This is a genomic window from Mycobacterium sp. HM-7, from assembly GCF_053852335.1.
In genome coordinates, this window is record NZ_CM132657.1 from 4929508 (window position 1) to 4954168 (window position 24661).

Consider the following 24661-nt stretch of genomic DNA (forward strand, 5'->3'; position numbering starts at 1 on the left):
CGATCGGAGCGATGTTCACCGATCGTTTATCAAGATCAACTTAGCTAAGACTTACCTAAAATTGTGAGTTACCTGTACGCGCAAGGGTCGACCGCCTCATCCGGGCAGTGTCACCAGGACAAACGCCGCGAGCAGGAGCGCCACCCGGAGCCAGTGCAGCCGGTCCCAGCGCCGGGCGAGTTCCCGATCGGTCGGCGCTTCGTCGGGACCGGCACCCGCCCATGCGGAGACCCGGTTGTTGATCGGCACCAACGTGGTCAGCGTCAGGACCATCACCGCAGCCATCAGCACCACGGCAGCGATGGCGAGCGGCGCCGGCGCGAGAACCGCATCGGCGACCAGCAGTGCAGCCGCGGCGGCGTACCAGAACGGCATCAGCGTGCCGAGGAGTCGGCCGCCGGCGGCCCGCGCCTGGCGGTAGGCGTCGTCGGGCAGCTGTTCCAGGAGCGGGTTGGTGAACGCGGCGACACCGAACTCGACGCCGACCAGCGTGCCGACGACGATCACGGTGAGAATCTGCGCAATGTGTTCCATGACATCAAGGCTGGTCACTACACTGACAAATAACAAGGTACTGACAAATTAGTCAGTAGCGGGACCGAGGAGCGCGACCATGGCGGTGTCCAAGAAGGAGATCGGCGAATGCCCGATCGATGCCGCCCTGTCAGTGATCGACGGCCGGTGGAAAGGCACCATCCTGTGGCGGCTCGCCGACGGGCCGATGCGTACCGCCGAGCTCCGGCGCAGCATCCCCGACATGACCGAGCGCATGCTCATCCGGCATCTGCACGAACTGGTGGCCGACGGCATCATCGAGCGCCACGATGCGGGCACGGTGCCGCCGTGCGTGCATTATTCGATCTCCGAATACGGCAAGACCCTGGCACCGGTGCTCGGCGCGCTGTGCGACTGGGGCCGAAAGGACATGGCGCGCCGCGCCGCTCAGGACCGCCACAACGCGGCCGCGCCGACGAGCCCGGCATCCCCGCCGAGTTCGGCGGGCACCACCCGCAGGTCGCGCAGGAAACTCAACCCCGCGTAGCGGGGCAGCGCCGCCCGAAGCGGGCCGAACAACACCTCCCCCGCATTGGCCACCCCGCCGCCGAGCACCACCAAATCCAGATCGCAGACTGCCGCCGCCGAGGCGATAGCGACGGCGATCGCCTCGGCGCCACGCGAGAACGCCTGCACCGCAATCGGATCCCCACGGCCTGCGGCCTCGGCCAACGCCTTGGCATCGGCATCCGGTGGCGCGTCCCAACCGTGCTCGTGTGCCCATCGCGCCAGGTGCGGGCCCGAGGCCACCGCCTCCACACAGCCCCGCCCGCCGCACGCGCAGCGCGGACCGCCGGGTTCGACGATGACGTGCCCGATGTGTCCAGCGTTGCCGCTGCGGCCGAGATACGGCGCGCCGCCCTGGACCAGACCGCCGCCGATGCCGGTCGACACCACCATGCCGAGCAGGAACTGCGTTCCCCGACCGGCCCCACGCCAGTGCTCGCCCATGGCCAGGCAGACGACGTCGCCCGCCAGCCGAACCGGCAGGCCGGTACGTTCGCCGATTCGCCGGACCAGCGGAAACTGTTGCCAGGCAACGATATTCAGTGGACTGACTGTCCCCGCGACCACATCGATGGGACCGGCTGAGCCGACGCCCACGCCGCGCAGCGGGTGGCCCACAGCCGCGGCGAGCGCGTTCCCGATCAACGCATCGACCGCCGCCCATACCTGCTCACTGTCCGCGTGCGGTGTCCGCAGCTGCTCGCGGTGCACGAGCGCACCGTCGGGGCCGACCAGCGCGGCGGCGATCTTGGTGCCGCCGATGTCGAGAGCCAGGGTCAGTTCGGACATCGAAGACCTTCAGTGCCGGTGAACGTGGTCGGGCTGGCGCGGGTCGCCGGGATGCTCGTAGCCCGGCGCCAGCTGCACAGACTCGGCGCGCCGGGCGTCGAGCCAGTGCCGGAAGGCCCGCCGGCGCGCCGAACCGAGCAGATGTGCGGTGATCTGCGGCCGCACCTGATCGAGCTCCGGCGCCGCGGTCGGCGCGGTGGACCAGCCGCCGGGCCCGGGGACGGGCGGGGCGAACCGCAGGGGGTTTCGCGCGTGGTAGCGCTCGACCTCGTCGTCGGCGATCTGGACCACCGACGTGACGCGGACGAACAGCGCTCGCGCCGCCGACTGTTCGAGGGCAGCTGCCGCGATGCTGCCGAGCTCCATGCGGGCCGCCGCGTCGGGAATCAGGTCGGCTTCACCGGGGGCATCGCGGTCATCGACGCCGAGTTGTTCGACGGCCGCGCGCACCACCTCGTCGGCGACGAGCAGTTGGGTCAGCCAACGCCGCAGCTGGCGACCCTCACTGGTCCCTGACACCGGTAGCGACGGGGCCAATGCGCTTGCCCGCAAACGTGATTCACGCTCGTCGAGTGCGGAGACGGGGATCATGCGTCCCGCGACGTTGGCCACGCATTTCATCGGACCCGCACCGATACCGCAGGGGTGTAGACCACCCGGCCGGCCGCGGCGATCCTGATCAGCGCCCACCACTGCCCCGGCTCGACCCACGGCGGCGGCGCCACGTCGAAGTCGAACGCGACGGTGCCGCCGGCCGGCACGTCGGCACCGAGCACATTGGGCCCCAACCATTCCCAGGTCCCCCACGGACTGATCAGGTGCGCTTCCAGACTCAGCGACGCACCGGCGGTAGAGCCGACGACGACACTCAGGTCGGCGTGTCCGCCGGCGACGACGTCGACCGGATGGGGCTCCCCGGCCAATCTCAGTAATGGAGCCGTAGCGGGTTCTCCGACGGTGACGACGCAGACGTCCTCGACCAGCTGGCGCCACGCGGCCGGAATCTGATGATGCTTGTCACCACCGGTGACCGCCAGCTCGACCCGCACCGGGTACCGGCCGGCCGGGGCGTCGGCCGGAAGTTGCAGCTGCACTTCGGTTTCCAGATACCCGCCTGGCGGCAGCACGAAGGGTAACTCGTCCGGGGTGGCCGACCAGCCGTCGGGGCACAGCACCCGGACCCGGCCGTGGAGCGCGGCGTCGGTGCAGTCGCTGGCGGCAGTGACGCGTACCTGCACGGGCGCGCCCGGTTCGCCCGATACTTCGGTGGGGTGCACATGTGCCACCGCCGGCAGTCCGCCCAACGGCGCCGGACCACGATTGTGCAGCCAGTATCGGGCGTAAACCGGCTGGGCGACCTCGGCATCCGGCGCCAGGGCGGCGTGGTCACCGTTGAGCACGTGCGGCAGGTCGAGGCGCGCCCGCACGGTGGCGATCTCGAAACCGTGCAACCGCAGGTCTTTTCCGTCGGCCGCAACCGGTTGTTCGAGGAGGTCCAGTCTTTCGACGTCCTCGAGGTGCCGCAGTCCCGAGGTGACATTGACCTCGGTGGGCCGTCCCGAGGTCTGGACGAGGCGCAGGGTGATGCCTGAACTCGGGTCGACGGCCGCGCCACGTCCGGTGGCGATCGGGTTACCGGTGGCCTTCAGTGCCGCCAGTGCCACGTCGGAAGCGGGTTCGACGGCCAACAACGAGCCGGCGCAGGGCAATCCGCCGGCCACCGCCGGGTGGTCGGTGTGCACCGCGAGTAGCGGCTGGGAGTACTCGGCACTCCGGCCCGGGATGCCCGCGGCCCGCCAGTCACCGTCGCCGGCCACGACGGCGTAGTCGAACGTGTGGGTCCAGTGCTGCAGCTGGAAGTTCGAGCCATCGGGCGCGGTCCGGCGGGGCGGGTCGATCCAGGTGCCCGACGGCCAGCCCGTGCACGACCGCATCAGCGAGGTGTGCAGGACCCCGTCCGGTTCGACGGCGAAACCCGGTACGCCGCGGTTCAGCACCGCCACGCTGCGGGCGTCGAAGGGCCCGATCCCCGCCGGGGCGTCCTGCTCGACGGCGATCTCGGCGGCGGCAAGATCGGCGATCAGGCCTGCGGTGGCGTCGGGTCCGGCGACGATCAGGACCGGGAGGGCCCGCACCCCCGTCAGGTCGGCGCCGGGGATCCACCGCTGCGCCAGGTCGGCGTCGGCGGGCACCCAGAGCCGGACACTTGCCGTCGCCAGGCGCCGCCGCAGTTCGGCGCCGTAGGCCGGGTCCGCTGCCGCCAATACCGCTGCAGTGAAAGGATTCTCGTCGGGACCGCCGAGCGCGATGCGGGCGTCGGGCAGGTTGGAGTCGACGGCGAGGTTGCCGTAGCGAGGCTTGTCGGCGCTGCTGCACGTGGCCGTCACGCCGGACCGGACCAGCGCGACCATCAGCTCACGGGCCGGCGTCCCGGGATCGGCGGCGTCCGGCACCACGACTTCGGCCACCGACACCGCCCGCACGCACTCCCCCTGCGGGTCGCGTACCCGAACCCGCACCGCCGACGACAGCCCGAACCATCCGTAGGCGGGGTTGTCCAAGGTATAGGGGTGATCCGCGGTGTCCACGGCGTCGTGCGAATCCCGTTGGTGCAGCAGCCCGAAGCCCCGGCCGATCACCGCGTCACCGACCTCGCTGACCGGCATCGCTCCCGGCACGGGGCAGGGCCAGCGCAGCCTGAGCAGCTTGTCGGCTCCGCTGAACTCGTCGATCACGGTGCGGCAGTCCACCCGGTCCACGCCGTGCCACAGCGTGATGGTCTGGGTGTAGCGCAGCACGTCGCCGATGCGGCCGGTGACCACGAGTCGCTCACCCAGCGCACTGCGGTAGGCCTGCACCGAGCCGGCCGCACGTTCGGCAGAACCCACCACCGGTCCCTTGGGCAGCAGGTGCCACGGGCCTTCGTGTTCGGTGGGATGCGCGGAATGTTCGTCATAGACCGCGATCTCGTTGCCGAACCGGCCCACCCCGATCAGCTCGACACCTGCCCGCAACAACGACGACACCGCGCCGCCACGGTCGGGGTCGACGGTGCAGTCGTAGCGATCGCTGCTGATGGTGGTGCCGGACTTGGGTTCCCACGCGGCCGCTTCCCGCGCCGGCTCCGCCATGTCCCCGCCGAGCGTGTACCCCCGCCACCCCAGCGACGGCACGTCGTGGGCCAGCCAGGTGACCGTCCGGCCGTTGTCTTCGACCAGGACCGGGACCGGTGTGCCGTCCGCGTCGCGGACCGGGCCTGTCAGCGGTTCGTCGAGGTGGACGGTGACGATGTCGGTTCGACTGTGTGCCAACGGGTTCCACACCACGATGTCGCCATCGACGGCGCGCGACAGCAGCGCCACGGAGTTGTCGCGGGCGGTCCGGCCGAGTTCCCAGGCGTCGCGCCAGCCGGTGAGCAGGTCGAGGTACACCTGGTCGGATTCCGATCCGGTGATGGCATCGTGGTGTGCGCCGTAGGCCAGTTGCACCCAGGCTTTGGCCAGGGCGGCTTGCGGATATGTGGCACCGGTGAGTAATCCGGCGAAGACCGCGAACCGTTCGGCCTCCAGCACGACGTTCTCGGCGGCCCGGTTGGCCTGCTTGGTGTCGATGTACGACACGTCCTTGCCCGTGTAGATCGGGTTCATGTCGCGGGTCTGCGGCGACGGCCGGGTGCCACCGGCTTGGAGTTCCGCACGCACGGCAGCGAAGAACTCCCGGGGCAGCGCGCACACGAAGCGGGGCCAGGCGTAGCGGGCGGCCCAGTCACGGTGAATCTCGGTGACCCATTTGTTGGGCGGCGTGTAGTCGGTGCCGACCGGCAGGAGCACATTGCGGGTCAGCGCAACCTTTTTCAGCTTGGTGAACGTCGCGTAGGTGGCCGCTTCGGCCTCTCGCAACGACGCCGACGAATCCATCCACCACCCCGCGGCGTAGTGCGCCGGCATGTAATGGGTGAGAAGGCCGCGGCCCGACGGTGCGATCCAGTCGAATTCACTGGCGAACTGCATGCGCTCGGGATCGCCGTCGCGGTGCATCGGCCCCCACTGGTGATGCGGGCCGCGGGCCCACGAGCTGGAGGTCAGGCCGGCGTCGGCGGCCATGCCCGGGAACTGCGGGTCGTGACCGAACACATCGAGTTGCCAGGCCGTCGCCGGGTCTGCGCCCATGACATCGCGCTGGAAACCGATGCCGTGCACGAAGTTCCGGATCGCCGTCTCGGGACTGGTCAGGTTGGTGTTCGGCTCGTTGTAGGTGCCGCCCATGATCTCGACCCGGCCCTCGGCGAGCAGCGCGCGCAGCTGGGCACGCTGCTCAGGGTGGGTGTCCCAGTAGGGTTTGAGGTAGTCGACCTCGGCCAGCACGAACTTGTATTCGGGCTCGCGCCTTGCCATTTCGAGGTGCGCGGTGACCAACTCGAAGCCGTTGGTCTGCCGGCACCGGCCGGGCGGGTCCTCGGTCCAGACGCTGGTGTAGGCGGCCTGGGTGTTCCACCACACCGGGTCGTAGTGGAAGTGGCTGATCATGTGCATGGTCCAGCCGGGCTCGGCGACGACGAACTCGAACGGCGTCTGTTCGCCGCCGATCTCGAGGTGCGCCGCCCGAATCTGCCCCGGTTGGCCGGCCCGCACCGCAACCGGTATCTCCACCGCGCCGTCACCGGGCAGCGCCACCGCCTGGCCGCGCAGTCCGTCCCCCGCGACCCGGACCTCGGTGGCCTGCGCACATCCGGCGTAGTCCACCTTGACGATCTGCAGCGGTTCATCGGCCGGCCCGACGAACAACTCGGTGGAAACCACCGCCGTCACTTGCAGGAGTCGTCCCGTCGACACCCCTGCACCATACGGCGCAGCGTCACCGATCGGGCTGCATTGCGGCACGCAGCCGGTCCGCCACCACACCGGCCGCGGCGACCACCTCTGGCGGCTCGAGCACCTCGAACCGATAGCCCGGCATCGCCAGATGCAACACGATGCGCTCCGGATCGTCGCCCCCGGCGGTCACGATGCAGCGGCCCGGTCCGTCCGCCTCGATCTGCGCCGAGGACGCGGAAAATACTTGCGCGAGTTGAGTTTCGGACGCCTCATACCGAACCCGTGCGACGTAGCGGTACGGCGACGCCGTGATGGCCCGGCGCACGAACTCCGCCGGATCGGGCGCCGGGCGCGGAACGAACGTCGCCCCCGCGGCCGTGACGTCGGCCATCCGGTCCAGCCGCAGCGTCCGCCAGTCCTGCTTGTCGCGGTCGTACGCCAGCAGGTACCAGCGGCGTCCGGTGGTGACGAGTTGATAGGGCTCGAGCCGCCGCTCGGTGCTGTTGCCGCGGATGTCGGTGTAACCGAGTCTGACGTGTTCGTGGTCCCGGCAGGCGCGGGCCAGCGTCATCAGGTCGTCGGGTGACACTGCTTCGACCGAACCGCCGCCGGTCAGCGTCACCGTCGAATCGTGCACGGCGGACACCTGCGACCGCAGCCGCGCCGGCATCACCTGGTCGAGCTTGGACAGTGCACGCAGCGCCGACTCGCCGACACCCGCGACGCTGCCCCCGGCCGCCAGCCGCAGACATACCGCCATCGCGACGGCCTCCTCGGGGTCGAGCAGCAGTGGCGGCAACGCGGCACCGGCGCCCAATTGATAGCCGCCGTCGCGGCCCTTGCTGGCGTGCACGGGATAGCCCAGGTCGCGCAGTCGTTCGATGTCGCGGCGGACGCTACGGCCGGTGACGCCGAGCCGGTCGGCCAGCTCCTGGCCCGTCCACACCCGGCGTGCCTGTAGCAGGCCCAGCAGTTGCAGCACGCGGCTCGTCGTTTCGGACATGGCAACACTCTGCCGCATTCATAGGACAGAAATAGTCCTAATTACATGTCAGGCTTTCGATGTGACCGAAGAACGGACCGAAGAACTGGCCGACCAACTCGACTGGCACTGGCAACACCAGCTACGCCCCCGACTCGAGGGACTGACCGACGACGAGTACTTCTGGGAGCCGGTGCCCGGCTGCTGGACCCTCCACCCCGACGGCTCGATCGACTTCAGCTATCCCCCACCGCAACCCGAGCCGTTCACGACCATCGCCTGGCGGCTGGCGCACGTCATCGTCGGCGTCCTGGCCATGCGCAACCATTCACATTTCGGCGGCCCACCGGCCGACTATCAATCGTGGCCCTACGCCCGCGACGCGCGCACCGCGCTGGACCAGCTCGACGGCGCGTACGCGAACTGGATCACCGGGGTCCGCGGCCTGGATGCCGCCGCACTGGCCAGGCCGTGCGGACCGGCCGAAGGTCCCTACGCCGACTACTCCATGGCCACGCTCGTCCTGCACATCAATCGCGAAGTCATTCACCACGGAGCGGAAATCGCCTGCATCCGTGACCTTTACACCCACACCAACAAGGAGAACTAAGCATGCCCGGACAGCCCGCACCCGCCGGCGACGAGCGCCAGACCCTCATCAACTTCCTGGCGTTCCAGCAGGACGCGTTCGCCGCCGTCGCCCACGGCCTCACGGACGAGCAGGCCCGCTCCACTCCGTCGGTCAGCGCCCAGTCGGTCGGCGGCCTGATCAAGCACGTCACCGCCGTCCAGGCCGGCTGGGTCGAGCGTGCGGTGGCCGCCCCCGGCTTCCCGCCGCCGGACCCGCGGCCGATGGCCGAGATCATGGCCGAGTACGCCGACCAACACGTCATGCGCGACGACGAGAAGCTCGGCGACCTGCTGGACGCGCTGCGCGCACAGAACGCCGAGACACTGCGGGCCTTCGCGGAACTCGATCTGGACACCCTGGTCCCGATTCCGCACGACGTGCCGTGGTTCCCGACCGACATCGACCACTGGACGGTGCGCTGGGTCGGCATGCACATCATCGAGGAGCTGTCGCGGCATGCCGGCCACGCCGACATCATCCGCGAGTCCATCGACCGCGCGACCATGTACGAACTGCTGGCCGCCGAGGAGGAATGGCCCGAGACAGACTTCATCAAGCGCTGGCGGCCGACCGCCTGACGGCATCGCCGAGATGACCGAAGTGGCTGCCCGCGGACATCCCCGGGCAGCCATTTCGTCAACCTCGAGGCAGCACCAACGCCAGCGCGGCGTCGACCACCGCATCGAGATCGGTCCCCAGCGCACCGGAGAGCCACTGCTGGGCGAGCTCCGCCATCGCGCCGGTGTACATCGCCGCACCGACGCGCGCGGCGACCGGGTCCGAGTCAGGGTGCAATCGACCGCCCTCGGCCAGCACCGCGTCGAGCAGCAGATCCTGGGTGACGACGCGGCGCGCGGCCAGCACGGGGTTGGCGCGCGCTTCGGTGAACAGCACCCGCCCGCATCTCGGATCGGCGGAACCGAAGCCCAGCACCGCGGCGATGCCGGCGCGGGTGCGCGCCCGCACCGAATCCCCCGCGACGGTGATCGCGGCGTCGACCACCGCGGCCAATTCGAGGCCCACCCTGTCGTAGACGGCGCCCAGCAGATCGTCGATGCCGTCGAAGCTCTCGTAGAAGTAGCGGGTGTTGAGTCCGCACTCCCGGCACACCGACCGCACCGACAACGCTGTCTCGCCGCCGGAGCCGAACAACTCGAATGCCGCGTCGATCAGCAACCCGCGCCGCTCGGCGCGGCGGTCGTCGAGCGGAACCCCCGCCCACCTGGTCGGTGTCGACATGAATACAGCCTAGGTCTGGTCACACGCGTCACCAAATACTATTCTGGTTACAGTCGTGACCAGAAGGGGTTGACGTGTACCTGCCGCACCAGTTCATCGAGCACCAGCTTCAGCACCGATTCGACGAGACGATCCGGCGGAACTATTTCCGCGGTATGGATTTCGCCGGCCCGGCCGGCGACCCGGGGTGGTTCGGTCCCGGCAGCGCCGTCTGGCATGTGCATTCCCACACCGAGGCGCTGGTGTTCGGCCTGCAATGCGCCGCGTTCATCGAGCGCCTCGACCCGTCCATCTACTGGATGGGCATGCACCATTCGCGCCTGGTCCAGCGCGACGACAACGGCACCGCCATCCCCGTCATCGACCCCAAGGGAGCGGTCGTCCGGCTGGGCCATTCCATCGCGTTCTTCATCGGCACCGCGTACGGCAACACCGAGACCGCCGAGAACCTCGCACGGACCGTGCGCGCCATGCACCACACCATCAAGGGCGTCCGCCCGGACGGCGCCGCCTACGACGCCGACGACCCGGACTGGCTGCGCTGGAACTACGCGACCGTCGTGTGGGGCCTGGCCACCGCCCACGAGCTCTACCATCCGAACCCGTTGCGCGGCAAGAAACTTGACCGCTATTACGGCGAGTTCATCCGCGTCGGGCAGGCCCTCGGCGGCACCGACCTCCCGACCACCAAGGCCGAGACCCTGGACTGCCTGAAGTCCTACCTGCCCAAGCTCGCGCTGACCCACGGCGCCGCGATGGCCACCGGCCCGAACCTGCCGATGCCGCAGAGCGCGGTCGACTGGGCGGTCCGCGACACCATGCCGAAGTGGGCCAAGCAACTGCTCGGACACACCGACCCCAATCCGGTCGAGCGGGCCGCTCGCCGCGCGGTCGTGTGGTCGATCATCAACGGCCTGCACACCGCCGCCGGACCGTTCCCGGAATTCCGGCAGGCCAAGGCCAGGGTCAAGAGCGGGGTCGATCCGGAGCTGGCTCCGTACACGGTGCCGAGGTACGTGCCGGGCAGCGATCCGGTCCGCAGCCGCGCCGACATCGAGTCGTCGTTCGCCTCGGTTTGAGCGAACTCGGAACGTGACGCGGGGCACACCTTTTTGGCGGTACTCGCGGTTTTGAGACACTTCACCAATGAGTTCAACGCGGAAGACCCCGCACCGCGAAGGTGCCAGGCTGGATCGGGTGCCGCTGCCCGTCGAAGCCGCCCGCATCGGGGCCACCGGCTGGCAGCTCGCCCGGACCGGCGTACGCGTCGTCAGCAACGCCTTCTCCAAGGGCAGCCTGCAGCAAAAAGTGATCAAGCAGGTCCCGAAGACGTTCTCGGATCTGGGTCCGACGTATGTCAAGCTCGGCCAGATCATCGCGTCCAGTCCCGGCGCCTTCGGCGAGCCGTTGAGCCGCGAATTCCGCAGCCTCCTGGACCGGGTTCCGCCCGCAGACAAGGACGAGGTCCACAAGCTGCTGCGCGAAGAACTCGGTGGCGATCCGGCCGACCTCTTCGCCAGCTTCGACGACGAGCCCTTCGCTTCAGCGTCCATCGCCCAGGTGCACTATGCGACGCTGCACTCAGGCGAAGAGGTCGTCGTCAAGATCCAGCGTCCCGGCATCCGCCGGCGCGTTGCCGCCGACCTGCAGATCCTCAAGCGCGGCGCGCAGATCGCCGAGCTGGCCAAGTTGGGCCAGCGGCTGTCCGCGCAGGATGTCGTCGCCGACTTCGCCGACAATCTCGCCGAGGAACTCGACTTCCGGCTCGAGGCGCAGTCCATGGACGCCTGGGTGGCGCACATGCACGCCTCGCCGCTGGGCCAGAACATCCGGGTGGCGCAGGTCTACTGGGATCTGACGAGCGAGCGCGTGCTGACCATGGAACGCGTCGAGGGCATTCGCATCGACGACGCCGCCGCCATCCGCAAGGCCGGATTCGACGGCGAGGAACTGGTCAAGGCCCTCCTGTTCAGCGTTTTCGAGGGTGGCCTCAAGCACGGCCTGTTCCACGGTGACCTGCATGCCGGCAACCTCCACGTCGACAAGGACGGCAAGATCGTCTTCTTCGACTTCGGCATCATGGGCCGCATCGATCCGCGGACCCGGTGGTTGCTGCGCGAACTGGTCTATGCGCTGCTGGTCTCGAAGGATCACGCCGCGGCCGGCCGAATCGTCGTCATGATGGGCGCCGTCGGGACGGTCAAGCCGGAGGGGCAGGCCGCCAAGGACCTGGAGGCGTTCACCACGCCGCTCACCATGAAGTCGCTGGGCGACCTGTCCTATGCCGAGATCGGCAAGCAGCTCTCCACCCTCGCCGACGCGTACGACGTCAAGCTGCCGCGCGAGCTGGTCCTGATCGGCAAGCAGTTCCTCTACGTCGAGCGGTACATGAAGCTGCTGGCACCGAGGTGGCAGATGATGGGTGACCCTCAGCTGAAGGGGTACTTCGCCAACTTCATGGTGGACATCAGCCGCGACCACAAGAACGCCGAGGAGTAGGCCGGAGGCCGCATCCGACCATGAACCACGAAGAATCCGAGGACTAGGCCCATGCAGCCCGAACGAGACACCGCCCCTGAAGTCCGCACCGGCTTCGCCCGCTCGGGCGACCTGGACATCGCTTACGAAGACATGGGCAATCCGGACGATCCGGCGGTCCTGCTCATCATGGGCCTCGGGGCGCAGCTGTTGCTCTGGCGTAAAGGCTTCTGCGACAAGCTTGTCGAGAAGGGCTACCGCGTCATCCGGTTCGACAACCGCGACGTGGGCCTGTCCACCAAGATCGAGGGCAAGCATTCCGGTTCCGGGCTGCTGCCCCGGATGCTCCGCTCGTACGCCGGCCTGCGCAGCGACGCGGTTTACACGCTCGAGGACATGGCCGACGACGCCGCGGCGCTGCTGGATCACCTGAAGATCGAGCAGGCGCACATCGTCGGCGGCTCGATGGGCGGCATGATCGCGCAGGTCTTCGCGGCGCGCTATCAGCATCGCACCAAGACGCTCGGCGTCATCTTCTCCAGTAACAACCAGCCGCTGCTGCCGCCGCCCGGCCCGAAGCAGCTCAAGGCCATCACCACCCGCCCGCAGGACACGTCACGTGACGGCGTCATCGCCAATGCCGTCAACGTCGGCCGGATCATCGGCAGCCCCGGTTACCCGACACCGCTCGACCAGGCCGAGGCGGACGCGGCCGAAAGCTACGACCGCTCGTACTACCCCGTGGGGGTCGCCCGGCACTTCGGCGCCATCCTCGGCAGCGGCAGCCTGCGCCACTACAACGCGATGATCACCGCGCCGACGGTTGTCATCCACGGTCGGGCCGATAAACTGATGCGACCGAGCGGTGGTCGAGCAGTGGCCAAAGCCATCCGGCGCGCTCGGCTGGTGTTGCTCGACGGCATGGGTCATGACCTACCCGCGCCACTCTGGGACAAGATCGCCAGCGAACTGGCCACGACATTTGCCGAAATTCGATAGACGTATCAGTCCGATCACAGACCCCGCCGCGCTGGGGAATGAACACGGAAATCGTGTGCGCCGGCGCTACGTTTGCCGCACGAGCTGAACGTGACGACGCGTCACACCAACGTCAAGGCACCGGTCGGCGACCAGGTATTGTGCGGTCACAATTGTGAGAGTTAGTGACCGGCATCACCAGCTAGTGAGGAAGGTCAAGTTAGGTGTTACAGATGATTCAGGATTCGACTGGCGCCAAGGACATGCGGCCGCATTTCGAGGACATCCAGGCCCATTACGACCTGTCTGACGATTTCTTCGGGTTGTTCCAGGACAACTCCCGTAAATACAGCTGCGCCTACTTCACCGGACCCACCGTCACGATGGAACAAGCCCAGCTCGCCAACGTCGACCAGCACCTCGATCAGTTGGACCTCAAGCCCGGCATGACGCTGCTGGAAATCGGCTGTGGCTGGGGCCTGACCATGCAGCGTGCCATGGAGAAGTACGACGTCAACGTCATCGGCTTGACGCTGAGCAAGAACCAGCAGGCGTTCTGCACGGAACTGCTGAGCAACAGCGAGTCGGACCGTTCGCACCGCGTGCTGCTGAAGGGCTGGGAAGAGTTCCACGAACCGGTGGACCGCATCGTGTCGATCGAGGCCTTCGAGCACTTCGGTTTCGAGCGCTACGACGACTTCTTCAAGAACTGCTACGAGATCATGCCCGCCGACGGCCGGATGACAATCCAGAGCAGCGTCAGCTACCACCCGATGGACATGGCAGCACGGGGTAAGAAACTCACGTTCGAGATGGCCCGGTTCATCAAGTTCATGGCCACGGACATCTTCCCCGGCGGCCGCCTGCCCAGCACCCAGATGATGATCGACCACGGCGAGAAGGCCGGCTTCAACGTCCCGGAGCCGGTGTCGCTCCGTAACCACTACATCAAGACGCTCGGTGTCTGGGCGGCCAACCTGGAGCACCACAAGGAGCAGGCCATCGCGATCTCCGGCCAGGTGAACTACGACCGGTACATGAAGTATCTGACCGGCTGCCAGTACTACTTCCTCGATGAGGTGCTCGACGTCAGCCTGGTCACCTACACGAAGACCAAGGAAGCCGCGTAAGCATTTCCGACGAGTAGCGGGGGGGGGGGGGGGGGGGGGGGGGGGGGGGGGGGGGCGCTACTCGTTTACGGGATCAGTGGGCGGACACCGACGATTTCGAACCCGCGTCACGGTGCCGGTGCGACCGCTTGTCGACGACGGGCGGGGTGGTGTCCGGCGCCGCGGCGCCCGTCTTGTCCGGCTTGGCCGCCTTGCCGGGCGTCCCCTTCGAGGGTGTCGGCAGCGCTGTTGACCCGCCGCCTTTGGCATGTTTCTTCACTTTCGTCGGCGCCGGCGTGGTATCCGCGGATACCGCTGCGGCGGTCGCGGTCGCGGCACTGGTCTTCGCGGCGGTGGTGGTCTTCGCGGCGGTGGTCTTCGCGGCCAATGGCGTGGCGGTCGGCAGGACGCCGCTCAGCTTGGAGCTGACCGCCGTGACCCAGGCGTTGACCGCCTTGCCCAACTGCTGGAACTCACCCTGGATTGCCAGACTGATCGATTTCACCAGGCTCGCTAGTGACTGGGCGATCGCCGTGACCCCTGAGACGATTCCACCGACCGCCCCACCGACGCCGCCGGCCGCATTGCCGGCGTACTCCTTGATCGCCTGCGCGATCACGGCGACCGCCAGCTTCGGCGTCCAGTCAGCGTTGTAGATGCCGTAACCGTCGGCACCCGGTACACCGTCCTGCGCCGTGTAGATGAACGCCGGCCCGGCATAGGCCAGGGTCTGCCAGGTGTCGAGCAGATTCTTGATGAGGTCGGCCTGGGTCTGCTCGCTGACGTCGTTGGTCGAGGCACCGAACTCGCTGATCCAGATTTTGAGGTTGCCGTCGCCGTACTGCTGCAGCAGCTGATAGATCGAATTCAGCTGGGTCAGTGGAGAGTTCGCAACGCCGGCGCCCGACGAGAAGGGCAGTGATTCCTGATACGGGTGGAACGACAACGCGTCGAAGTACCCGGCGGCGCCGGCGGCCAGCATCTGCTTGACGAACGTCACCGGGTCGAGCGTGATGCTGCCGAAGCTGATGACGCTGCCGAGCGCGCCGGCGACCACAGTGGCGGTCGGGTCGATCGCCTTGATCGCCGGATAGGCCGCCTTGAGCAGCGCGGCATACGCGGTGGCGTCGATGGGGTCCGAGGACAGCACATAGTTCGGCTCATTCCAGATCTCGTAGGCCGAGATGGTCGAGCCGTACCGCTTGGCCACCGCGGCCGCGAACGACGCATAGGTGGCCGGGTCCGGCGTACCGGCACCAGTGATGGACGTCGACGAACCAGCCCACGTCGGCGTGCTGGCGATCTCCGCCATGACGCCCATGTTCCGCGCCGCGGCAGCCTGCATGACCATGTCCAGATAAGACCAGTTGTAGGTGCCCTGAACCGGCTCGACGAATATCCACGGGACGAACACCCGGACATCCTGGACCCCGATTGACTGCAGGGTGTCGAGCGTCTGATCGATCTGGGCCTGCGTCTCGCCGTACAGTCCCGAGTCGGCGATCCCGATGGTCGACGGCGCGGACACGATCTCCGCCGCGGGCTCGATCTGCGTCATCAGACTCGACGACACGCTCGGCGACGGCGCGTACGCACAGATCAACGCGAGTGGAAGCATCGCGATAGTGCCACGAAATGCACAGGCACGGACGAATCCGCGCATCGACGAGTACATGCCGGCCTCCTTATCGAATTCGACCGGCCAGCGAATTATTACGAGGCCGTCGATGAATGGCGCAGACACTACCGCCATTCAGCCGGGGACACCCGCAAAACCATTGCCGAAATAAACATACCTATGGTCAAAAACCTTTCACAACAGCTATTTTCGTTCACAGTTTCTTGATAGCCTACTGACAGACGATTCTAATGAATCGATGAGTTCTTATCGACCGACCCACAAAATTGCCGAACTCAGCAAATACGAATTATCGTTGCCAAACTCACCATCGACGAGCCAAAACATACGTGCGGTAGATTTTTCGGATTGACTCGACGACGGAGAGGAATCGTCGCGATGTGGCAGTCGGTCCTGATATGCGCAGGCGCCACCGCGCTGTGTGCTGCCGCGGCCGGGCTCGCGGTGCGATGGGTTCCGATCGTCAACAGGTCGTTGTTGGCGCTGGCCGCCGACGCGCCATACGCGGCCATCGGCGCTCCGGTGGCCGCAATCCTGTTCGGTGTCATGAGAAATTGGCCGCTGACAGCGGTCGCGGTCGCGGTCACCATCGCCGGGGCCGTCGTGCAATTGCCTCTGTTCCGGCGCGCGAAGGCGCCGTCGGGCACCGCGCTGCGGTTCCTGTCGGCCAACCTGCGCTACGGGCGGGCCGAGGCCGAAGCGGTCGTCCGCTACGCCGAGGAGAGCGCGGATATCGTTGCGCTGCAAGAACTTACCCCGGCCGCGGTGGTGCGGCTGGAGGCCGCCGGACTCGACCGGATGTTCCCGCACCGTGCGCTACGCCAGATGGAGGAGCCCGGTGGCGTCGGCCTCTGGAGTCGCCACCCGATCAGTGCTGTCCGCATCGACGACGGCTTCTGGCTGGGCATGCTGGCCGCCGACGTCCACATCCCCGATGCGCCGACCCCCATCCGGGTGCTGACCGTGCACCTGTCCGCGCCGTGGCCCGACCCGCTACAGGGCTGGCGCGACGACCTGGCGCGACTGGCCGACACGTTGCTGAAGACGGCCCAGGCAAGCTCCGGCCCCGTACTCCTGGCCGGTGATTTGAACGCGACTCCGGACATGCGGGAGTTCCGCCGGCTGCTGCGGCAGGGCTATCGGGATGCCGGCGCGCAGGCCGGCGCCGGAGTGGTGCGCACGCATCCGTCCGACATCGTCACGCCGCCGGTCTTCGCCGTCGACCACATCCTGACGCGCGGCTATGTGGCCACATCGGTGCGGACGCTGCACGTACCCGGTTCCGATCACCGGGCGTTACTTGCCCAGTTGGTCGCCGGCTGACTCAGTTCACCGGCACGTCCAGAATCGGGCGCGGCTCGGACGCTCCCGGGCCGTTGAAGTGCCACCACTCCCCCGGATACACACTGAGCCCGCCGGCGACCATGGCGTCGCGCAGCCGGGCACGGTTGGCCTGCTGTGCCGGAGTGACGCCGGTGGTCGCGTAGGCCGTCGCACGCGGGGTGAAATCGTCGAAATCAGTCCCCATGTCGACACCGGTGATCGTCACATCCACCGAAAGACCGGACTCGTGGCTGCGCGCGAACTGGCTGGGTTTGGCGACCCAGTTCGGATCCGGCACGGCCTGGAACATTCGGACCTGCACCTCATGCGGGCGGTAGCAGTCCCAGAACGTCAGCACCTCGCCGTGCGCACGCAGAATTCGGGCGGCAGTGGCCAGTCCCGGCGCCATGGATTCGTGGACGAGGCACCGCGCGTCGGCCGGATACAGCGGACGCCCGACGAAGTTGTTGGGGGTGGCGTAGCGCAGGTCGATCACCGCGTCGGGAACGACGGTCCGGACGTCGATCAGTCCCGCCGCGGCGGCCTGCGGTGACACGGGCGGCGGCGCGGGCTGCGGTGCCGCCGCGGCCGTGCCGAGGTCTGGCCCGAAGTTTCCGACCGCCAGCAGGGCGCCCAAAGTGACGGCGAGCGTTCGCACGAACATGTGTCGAGGTTGCCAGATCCCGGTACCAGACAACTACGGGATCGCGGTATGTCGCGACACGATGGCCGCCGACGGGGCTCAGTGCGTGCGCGCGGGCGCCGCCTTGGCCGGCGTGGACCTCGTCGGCTTGGACTTTGTTGCGGCGGGCTTGTCGTCTACCGCCCCCGATGTGGCCAGCCTGTCCATCCACATCTGCAATGTGGTGACCAGCAGTGCCGCGCTCCGATCAGCATCGGCCATCCCGATGGCTTGTGAAATCGCCAGTCCACTTCCGGTGGCCACGATGGCATCAATCGCTTCGTCCAGGCGCGAGTCGGCGGGATCGACGCCATCGGGTATCAGATCCTCGACCATCACGCGGACCGAATCCCGGAACCGATCGATGGTTTCCATGGTCCCGGCGGTCTGCTCGGAGTCCCCCAAAGTACTCAACAAGTACTCCGATCCCAGCACAGTGAGCGGGATGTCCGAGGACAACCGGGACCACCAGATCGCCAGCACCCCGAGCCTGGCATCCGTCGAGTCCGATTCGCCGCCAAGCATTTCCAGTAGTTTCGCGGTTTCCGCGAGGTATCTGATGCGAAGAACTTCGAGACAGAGCGCCTCTTTACCCGCGAAGTTGCTGTAGACGGCGCCGATGGTGCGCCCGGCATCAGCCGCGATCGCCGCGATGGAGGTGCCGTGATAGCCGTTCGCGTGAAACAGTCGCGCCGCCGAATCGAGCACGTCCTGGCGCGTTTGCGCCTGACTCTCCGCGCGTGTCAACACTTTCCGGGCCACCGCTGCCCCCTCCACCCGAACGTCGCTGACACGATGAGACCACCGCTACTCGAATAGCGCAACTATTTCGAGCCACCGATGTTCGAGGTGCGCCAACCGGCGCTACCGGAAAGCGCTACACACCAACACTTTTCACGACCGCCGGAATCGGCGTCCACACAGCCGAACCACCGCTCCCACCGGCCACCAAATTAGAGATTGCATCGCTCTTTGAATATCACTACTATCCGAAATGCAGTCTCGAAGACAAGGGAGTCGACATGACCGGTGCGCATAGACCGACCAGCACAGCCGAAGGGTGTCGACCATGGCGTTGACAGTGGTGACAGGTGCCGGCAGCGGCATCGGACGTGCGACGGCTGTGCGGTTCGCGCGCAACAGCTCCGCAGTCGTGGTAGCCGACATCAACGAACAGACAGGTCAGGAGACGGCCGAGCTGATCGAGAAGTCCGGTGGCCGCGCGGTGTTCCGGCGGCTCGACGTAGCCGACCTCACCGACTGGGAAGACTTCGCCGACTGGGTGTGCGCCGAGCACGGTGTGCCAGACGTCGTGGTCAACAACGCGGGCATCCTGATCGGCGGTGGATTCGTGGAACAGACCAACGCAGACTGGCGGCGAATGATCCAGATCAACATGATGAGCCCCCTGGTCGGGTCTCGATTATTCGTGCAGCGCATGACCGACGCCGGGGTGCGCGGCCACATCGTCAACGTGTGCTCCGTCGGCGCGTTCATGCCGACGCCCATTGCCCCTTCGTACGTGGTCGCCAAGGCCGGTGCGTGGTTCGGCACGCAGGCGCTGCGCGCCGAGTTCGGAGACAAGGGCATCGGTGTCAGTGCGATCTGCCCCGGATTGATCCGGACAAGCCTGGCCGCCAACGGAACTCGCGGTGGCGTCAGCGACGATGACAGCTCGGATTGGTCGTCGAAGCTCGCCGCGGGGCATCGATACCTCGGCCGTTCCCCGGATCGCGTGGCGGCCGCGATCGAACGCGCGGTACGCCACAATCTGTCGACGGTCCCGGTCGGCATCGAGGCATGGGCCGGCTGGTACCTGTACCGGCTGTCGCCGAGTGCCGCACGCGGCCTATACGGACTGATCACGATGTCGATCGCCGACAAGGCGGTTGCCCTGTCCGGCAAGGTCTTCGGAGGCAGGTGATGAAGAACGTCATCATCACCGGCGCGGGCGCCGGGATCGGGCGGGAGACTGCGAAGTTGTTCGCCGCCAAGGGCAGTCGAGTCGTCGTCGCCGACAACAACATGACCGCCGCCAAGGAGACGGCCGAGCAGATCGTCACCGCGGGCGGCCAAGCAGCGGCGTACCAGCTGGACGTGTCGAGCGCGGAGGAATGGGAGGCCTTCGGCGCGTGGATGTTTGCCCACTTCGGCGCACCACACGTGCTGATCAACAACGCGGGCGTCATGGACCTCGGCGGGTTCGTCGAGATGAGTGCCGCACAGTGGCAGCGCGAGATCGACATCGACCTGATGAGCGTGATCTACGGATCGCGGGTGTTCGCGCAACAGATGATCGACGACGGGATTCGCGGCCAGATCGTGAACCTGTCGTCGGCAGCGGCGTACTTCCCGTCCAGGCTCGAGCCCGCATATGGCGTCGCGAAAGCGGCGGTTCTGATGGCATCGCAAGCGTTGCGAGTGGAGTTGCGCGGCAAAGGGATCGGCGTCACCGCGATCTGCCCGGGCGCGATCCGCACCAATCTGCTCGCCAACGGCGAACGGGCCGGGCTCACGGCACAGGAGCAGGCCGCCTGGCGTGAGAGCGCGAGCGGTATGCAGCGATATGCCTACACCTCGCCGCAGAAGGTGGCCAGGGCGATCGACCGGGCCGTGCGGTGGAACTCGGCCATCGTGCCGGTCGCACCGGAAGCCTGGCTGCTGTACGGGCTGTTCCGATTATCCCCCAGTCTCACGCGCGCAATATTCGCGCGCGCGTCGTTCGATCGCATCGAATCCGTGATCCCGGTGGCCGGCAAGGCGCTCGCGCGTCTCACCGGGAAATAGGAGGTATGGCAATGACATCCGTCGAGACCCCCGAGTTCGAGGTCGTCGTCATCGGTGCCGGCTTCGGCGGCATCAACGCCGGGGTCCGGCTCCGCCAGGCCGGCATCGAGAACTTCGTCATCCTCGACAAATGGGACAAGGTCGGCGGGACGTGGAACGCCAACCACTACCCCGGTGTCGCAGTCGACATTCCGTCCTTCATCTATCAGTTCAGCTATCACCAAAAAGGCGACTGGTCACGGCTGTTCGCGCCGGGCCACGAAATTCAGGCTTACGCCGAAGAAGTCGTGGACGCCCACGGACTGCGGCCGAAGTTGCGCTTGAACACCACCGTCACCGGATGCCGGTTCGACGAGGCGAACGACATCTGGCACGTCAGCACCGACACCGGCGAGTTCACGACCCGTTTCATCATCGCGGGCATCGGTGGCCTGGAGGTGCCGAACCTGCCTCACATCGCGGGCATCGACAGCTTCGGCGGGACGGTGTTGCACACCGCAGCCTGGGATCACAGTGTTGATCTGCGGGGCAAGCGGGTCGGTGTGATCGGCACCGGAGCCAGTGCGCTGCAATTGATTCCGGAGGTCGCCAAAGTCGCCTCGCACCTCACGGTGTTCCAGCGCACTCCGATCTGGGTCGCACCCAAGCCGGATTGGAACACCGGTCGGGTCACCAAGGCGGTGCTGGGCACCCCGATACTGCGGGCACCGTTGCGCGCGGTCGGCTTGGTGGGTGTCGAGCTCGGTGTCGGCGCGGGCATGCTGCACGGGCGGCGGATGAAACCACTCATCCGCGGCGCGGAAGCGGCGCTGAAACTCTGGATGCGCACACAGGTCAAGGATTCGGTGACGCGTGCGAAACTCACGCCGAAGTACCTGCTGGGCTGCAAGCGGCCGTCGATGCACAACGAGTACTTCAAGACCTACAACCTGCCCCACGTCGACCTGGTGACGGACCCGATCGAAAAGGTCATCCCCGATGCGGTGGTCACCGAGGACGGCAAGGCGCACGACATCGATGTGTTGGTCTGCGCCACCGGATTCAAGGTAATGGCAAAGGGCAGTACCCCGCCCTTCCCGACCCTCGGCCGCGGTGGAGTGGATCTCAACGAGTTCTGGGAAGCGAACCGCTACCAGGCGTACCAGGGTGTCTCGGCACCGAAGTTCCCCAACGCGTTCCTCGTCATCGGACCCTACGCCTATGCGCCGGGCTCGTATCTGGTGCTGATCGAGTCGACCGGGGACCACGCCGTGCGCGTGATCACCGAGGCGCGGAATCGCGGGGCCACCTGCGTAGAGGTCAAGCAGGAGCCGCACGACCGCTTCTTCACGGACATGCAGAAACGCGTCGCCCGGACTCCGCTGATGACCTCGGCATGCGGCGGTTCCAACACCTACTACCTCAACCATCACGGCGACGCCGCGGCATTCCGGCCGACCACCGTCCTCGAGATGCGCTGGGCAAATAGGCATTTCCCGCTGTCCGACTACCGATTCACCCGGAATACGAGACAACTGCATGAAGGTACGAGCGCATGAGCGGGGCACCACAATTCGAGGTTGCCGTCATCGGCGCCGGGCCCGGCGGGATCGCCGCCGGGGTGAAGCTCCGCAAGGCCGGCATCGACGACTTCGTCATCATCGAGCGTGCCGATGACGTCGGGGGCAGCTGGCACGAGAACCATTACCCCGGTCTCGGCGTGGACATTCCGACCATCGCGTACCAGTACTCATTCGCGCGCAACGCGAACTGGGATCGCTTCTTCGCCAAAGGCGCGGAAGTCAAGCAATACCACGTCGACGTCGCCCGGAAACACGGGCTGTACGCGCGAATTCGGTTCAACACCAACATCGAACGGGAGGAGTGGGACGACGCCGGCAGCTTCTGGAAGCTGCACGCTGCCGACGGCTCGGTCGTCACCGCGCGGTTCGTGATCAGCGCCGTCGGTGCGTTCGTCCGCCCCAAGGAGGACATCGGGATAGCGGGTGCGAAGTCCTTCAAAGGCAAAGTGCAGCGGCCGTCCGATTGGGATCACGACTATGACATGACCGGCAAGTCCGTCGGCATCATCGGTACCGGGGCCAGTGCGGTGCAGATCATTCCGGCGATCGCACCGGACGTCGGTCAGCTCACGGTGTTTCAGCGCACCCCGGTCTGGTCCATCCCGAAACCGGACTTCCGAGTGCCCGCGGCGATGAAGAAACTGCTCGCGATCCCTGGTTTGCAGGCCACGATCCACGGGTGCGTGCTGGTCGTGGTCGACCTGATTCTTCGTGGCGCGCTGCGGACCTCGCATTCGACGCTGGACCGAGCCGACGCGTTCTGTATCCGCGGCTACCGCAGATTCGTGGCCAGGACGGTTCACGATCCGGAGACCAGCGCGAAGCTGACGCCGAACTTCGGTCTGCTCGCCAAACGGCCGACGATGTCCAACGGATACCTGCAGGCGTACAACCGTGCCAACGTGTCGCTGGTGACCGATCCGATCGAGAAGATCACGCCGACAGGTGTCCGGACCCGTGACGGCGTGCTCCATAAGTTGGACGTCCTGATCCTGGCCACCGGCTATGAGGTGTTCTCCGACCCGGAGACGTATCGGCCCGGAACGATCCTGGGGCGCAACGGTTTCGATCTGGCCAAGTTCTACAACGACGAGGGGCTGCAGGCGTACCAGAGCGTTTCCGTGCCCGGGTTACCCAACCGGTGGACGCTGTGTGGCCCGTACTCGTGGACCGGGTCGGGCTGGCACGCGTTCGTGGAGATGACCGCGGACCATGCGATCCGCGCGATCAACGAAACCCGGCGTCGCGATGCGCAGGTTTGCGAGGTCCGTAAGGAGGCCGCCGAGGCCTATCACCGCACGATCTACCAGCGAGCCGATTTGTTGCGCTATTACCTGGCGGATCTCAACGGTCACGTGCCCACCTACTACCGCAATTCGCAGGGCGATACCACGTACATCCGCCCCTCGGGCTTCTTCGAAGCGAGCCGCGGCAACCGCAGGTTCCCGCTCGACGACTACCGCTACGAAATCCCGGTCACGTTCGAAGGGGCCGGGGCATGAGTGCGATCGACTCCGTGACCATCGAGCTGCCCAGCCGCGCAAGCATGTCGCTACGCGTCGCCGATGCATTTGGCCGCCGAATGATCCGGCCCTCGTTGGACGCGATCGCACGGTTGGCCTGCCGCCGTCCGCTGCGCGGCGCCCCTGCCTTCCGCATCGCCAACCTCGCCGCTCTGGTCACTGTCCCGCTACGGGCACCTCGCGGCACTCGACGCCGTGCGTTGCGCTTCGCCGACTTCCGCGCGGAATGGCTGTGGCACAAGGCGATCGCCGGCCCGGACGATGTCACCGGCGGAGCGATTCTGTACTTCCACGGCGGCGGCTTCGTCACCGGCGGACTGCACAGCCATCGCCGGATCGCGGGACGTATCAGCGGCGCCGCGGGCATCCCGCTGCTCAACGTGGACTACCGGCAGCTGCCGGCAGCCCACATCACCGAGACGGTTGCCGACGCGCTCCACGCGTACGAGCACCTGCTCCGGATAGGCTTCGACCCCAACAAGATCGTGTTTGCCGGTGATTCCGCGGGCGGCGGCCTGACCTTCGCCGCCGCGTTGGCGGCCCGCGAGCGTGGATTGCCGATGCCCGGCGGTATCGCTGCCATCGCACCGTGGGCCGATCTCGATCCGGCCCGCAGGCTTGCCCACCCCAACGATCGGAAGGACGCCGTGCTCTCAGCTTTCACGCTCTCGGTCCCGGCGCTGATCGGTTTCGCAGCCGGCGGCGATCTGGATCCCCGGTGGTCGCCGGTGAACCACGACTTCGCCGGGCTCCCACCGGTTTTCATCCAGGTCGGCTCTACCGAAGTGCTCCTGGCCGACGCCGAGCAACTGGCTCAGCGCTGCCGCGATGGCGCAGTGCCCTGCACCGTGCAGATGTGGGATCGCGCATTGCACGTCTTCCAGGCCGGCGCCGACATCCTGCCGGATGCCCGGGCGGCGATAGCGGACATGGGTCGCACCATCCGCGCGTTCGTCGACGCCGATGCTGTGCCGCTGCCGACCGGCCACAGCACGGCGGCGTGATCGCCCGACCTACGAAAAAAGGGACCCCCGTACGACCGAAGTCGTACGGGGGTCCCTTT

The 24661-nt window shown here is 67.0% G+C and carries 22 protein-coding genes; 13 read left to right on the forward strand and 9 right to left on the reverse strand.

Going from position 1 to position 24661, the window contains the following annotated elements; genetic code table 11:
* Positions 1 to 96 precede the first annotated feature (96 nt).
* Complete coding sequence (locus ACWW1C_RS23750; protein ID WP_455980545.1) at positions 97 to 534, reverse strand: anthrone oxygenase family protein; 438 nt, start codon at positions 532 to 534, stop codon at positions 97 to 99.
* Between the two features lie 79 nt (positions 535 to 613).
* Here ACWW1C_RS23750 and ACWW1C_RS23755 point away from each other — a divergent pair, with 79 nt between their 5' ends.
* Positions 614 to 1042 (forward strand): winged helix-turn-helix transcriptional regulator, encoded by a 429-nt coding sequence (locus tag ACWW1C_RS23755; protein WP_455980546.1) that lies wholly within the window; start codon positions 614 to 616, stop codon positions 1040 to 1042.
* Here the strand turns inward: ACWW1C_RS23755 and ACWW1C_RS23760 are convergent.
* The 4 genes from ACWW1C_RS23760 to ACWW1C_RS23775 are packed head-to-tail and all read right to left on the reverse strand — an operon-like array spanning position 943 to position 7668.
* Complete coding sequence (locus ACWW1C_RS23760) at positions 943 to 1851, reverse strand: ROK family protein (protein WP_455980547.1); 909 nt, start codon at positions 1849 to 1851, stop codon at positions 943 to 945. The two genes, ACWW1C_RS23755 and ACWW1C_RS23760, sit on opposite strands and share 100 nt — an antisense overlap.
* Positions 1852 to 1860: 9 nt before the next feature.
* Positions 1861 to 2472: a DUF7158 domain-containing protein gene (locus ACWW1C_RS23765; RefSeq protein ID WP_455980548.1), complete on the reverse strand. Its 612-nt coding sequence runs from the start codon at positions 2470 to 2472 to the stop codon at positions 1861 to 1863.
* Positions 2469 to 6665, reverse strand: coding sequence for a glycoside hydrolase family 38 N-terminal domain-containing protein (locus ACWW1C_RS23770; RefSeq protein WP_455984412.1), 4197 nt, complete (start codon positions 6663 to 6665; stop codon positions 2469 to 2471). The genes ACWW1C_RS23765 and ACWW1C_RS23770 overlap by 4 nt, the downstream gene beginning before the upstream one ends.
* Before the next feature lie 40 nt (positions 6666 to 6705).
* Positions 6706 to 7668 carry a helix-turn-helix transcriptional regulator gene (locus ACWW1C_RS23775; protein ID WP_455980549.1) on the reverse strand — a complete coding sequence of 321 codons (963 nt, stop codon included), beginning with the start codon at positions 7666 to 7668 and terminating at the stop codon, positions 6706 to 6708.
* Between the two features lie 61 nt (positions 7669 to 7729).
* On the opposite strand from ACWW1C_RS23775, the gene ACWW1C_RS23780 reads away from it, so the two are divergent.
* A complete protein-coding gene (locus ACWW1C_RS23780) occupies positions 7730 to 8257 on the forward strand; it encodes a DinB family protein (RefSeq protein ID WP_455980550.1) in 528 nt (175 codons plus the stop codon).
* Positions 8258 to 8259: 2 nt separating this feature from the next.
* Positions 8260 to 8856 (forward strand): DinB family protein, encoded by a 597-nt coding sequence (locus tag ACWW1C_RS23785; protein WP_455980551.1) that lies wholly within the window; start codon positions 8260 to 8262, stop codon positions 8854 to 8856.
* A gap of 58 nt (positions 8857 to 8914) precedes the next feature.
* Here ACWW1C_RS23785 and ACWW1C_RS23790 read toward each other — a convergent pair whose 3' ends face one another.
* Positions 8915 to 9517 (reverse strand): TetR/AcrR family transcriptional regulator, encoded by a 603-nt coding sequence (locus ACWW1C_RS23790; protein ID WP_455980552.1) that lies wholly within the window; start codon positions 9515 to 9517, stop codon positions 8915 to 8917.
* 74 nt (positions 9518 to 9591) lie between these two features.
* Here ACWW1C_RS23790 and ACWW1C_RS23795 point away from each other — a divergent pair, with 74 nt between their 5' ends.
* The 4 genes from ACWW1C_RS23795 to ACWW1C_RS23810 all read left to right on the forward strand — a co-directional run bounded on the left by ACWW1C_RS23795 (position 9592) and on the right by ACWW1C_RS23810 (position 14103).
* Positions 9592 to 10596, forward strand: coding sequence for an oxygenase MpaB family protein (locus ACWW1C_RS23795; protein ID WP_455980553.1), 1005 nt, complete (start codon positions 9592 to 9594; stop codon positions 10594 to 10596).
* A 67-nt stretch (positions 10597 to 10663) separates the two neighbouring features.
* Entirely contained in the window at positions 10664 to 12016 is a 1353-nt protein-coding gene (locus ACWW1C_RS23800) for an ABC1 kinase family protein (RefSeq protein WP_455980554.1), read from the forward strand.
* A gap of 51 nt (positions 12017 to 12067) precedes the next feature.
* Positions 12068 to 12994, forward strand: a complete 927-nt coding sequence (locus ACWW1C_RS23805; protein ID WP_455980555.1) for an alpha/beta fold hydrolase — start codon at positions 12068 to 12070, stop codon at positions 12992 to 12994.
* A gap of 212 nt (positions 12995 to 13206) precedes the next feature.
* Positions 13207 to 14103 (forward strand): cyclopropane mycolic acid synthase family methyltransferase, encoded by an 897-nt coding sequence (locus tag ACWW1C_RS23810; RefSeq protein WP_455980556.1) that lies wholly within the window; start codon positions 13207 to 13209, stop codon positions 14101 to 14103.
* 73 nt (positions 14104 to 14176) lie between these two features.
* On the opposite strand, the gene ACWW1C_RS23815 is transcribed toward ACWW1C_RS23810, so the two are convergent.
* Positions 14177 to 15826 (reverse strand): cellulase family glycosylhydrolase, encoded by a 1650-nt coding sequence (locus ACWW1C_RS23815; protein WP_455980557.1) that lies wholly within the window; start codon positions 15824 to 15826, stop codon positions 14177 to 14179.
* A 273-nt stretch (positions 15827 to 16099) separates the two neighbouring features.
* Between ACWW1C_RS23815 and ACWW1C_RS23820 the strand changes: the two genes are divergently transcribed.
* Positions 16100 to 17044 carry an endonuclease/exonuclease/phosphatase family protein gene (locus ACWW1C_RS23820; protein WP_455980558.1) on the forward strand — a complete coding sequence of 315 codons (945 nt, stop codon included), beginning with the start codon at positions 16100 to 16102 and terminating at the stop codon, positions 17042 to 17044.
* Between the two features lies 1 nt (position 17045).
* Here the strand turns inward: ACWW1C_RS23820 and ACWW1C_RS23825 are convergent, their stop codons facing one another.
* On the reverse strand, positions 17046 to 17708 hold the full coding sequence (locus ACWW1C_RS23825) for a M15 family metallopeptidase (protein ID WP_455980559.1): 663 nt from the start codon (positions 17706 to 17708) through the stop codon (positions 17046 to 17048).
* Positions 17709 to 17786: 78 nt separating this feature from the next.
* Positions 17787 to 18488, reverse strand: a complete 702-nt coding sequence (locus tag ACWW1C_RS23830; protein WP_455980560.1) for a TetR/AcrR family transcriptional regulator — start codon at positions 18486 to 18488, stop codon at positions 17787 to 17789.
* A 307-nt stretch (positions 18489 to 18795) separates the two neighbouring features.
* Here ACWW1C_RS23830 and ACWW1C_RS23835 point away from each other — a divergent pair, with 307 nt between their 5' ends.
* The 5 genes from ACWW1C_RS23835 to ACWW1C_RS23855 are packed head-to-tail and all read left to right on the forward strand — an operon-like array spanning position 18796 to position 24602.
* A complete protein-coding gene (locus ACWW1C_RS23835; protein ID WP_455980561.1) occupies positions 18796 to 19650 on the forward strand; it encodes an SDR family NAD(P)-dependent oxidoreductase in 855 nt (284 codons plus the stop codon).
* Positions 19650 to 20513, forward strand: a complete 864-nt coding sequence (locus tag ACWW1C_RS23840; RefSeq protein WP_455980562.1) for an SDR family NAD(P)-dependent oxidoreductase — start codon at positions 19650 to 19652, stop codon at positions 20511 to 20513. Before ACWW1C_RS23835 ends, ACWW1C_RS23840 begins: the two co-directional genes overlap by 1 nt.
* 11 nt (positions 20514 to 20524) lie before the next feature.
* Positions 20525 to 22051 carry a flavin-containing monooxygenase gene (locus tag ACWW1C_RS23845; RefSeq protein WP_455980563.1) on the forward strand — a complete coding sequence of 509 codons (1527 nt, stop codon included), beginning with the start codon at positions 20525 to 20527 and terminating at the stop codon, positions 22049 to 22051.
* Positions 22048 to 23577, forward strand: a complete 1530-nt coding sequence (locus tag ACWW1C_RS23850) for a flavin-containing monooxygenase (RefSeq protein ID WP_455980564.1) — start codon at positions 22048 to 22050, stop codon at positions 23575 to 23577. The genes ACWW1C_RS23845 and ACWW1C_RS23850 overlap by 4 nt, the downstream gene beginning before the upstream one ends.
* Complete coding sequence (locus ACWW1C_RS23855; protein WP_455980565.1) at positions 23574 to 24602, forward strand: alpha/beta hydrolase; 1029 nt, start codon at positions 23574 to 23576, stop codon at positions 24600 to 24602. Before ACWW1C_RS23850 ends, ACWW1C_RS23855 begins: the two co-directional genes overlap by 4 nt.
* The last annotated feature ends 59 nt before the right edge of the window (positions 24603 to 24661 follow it).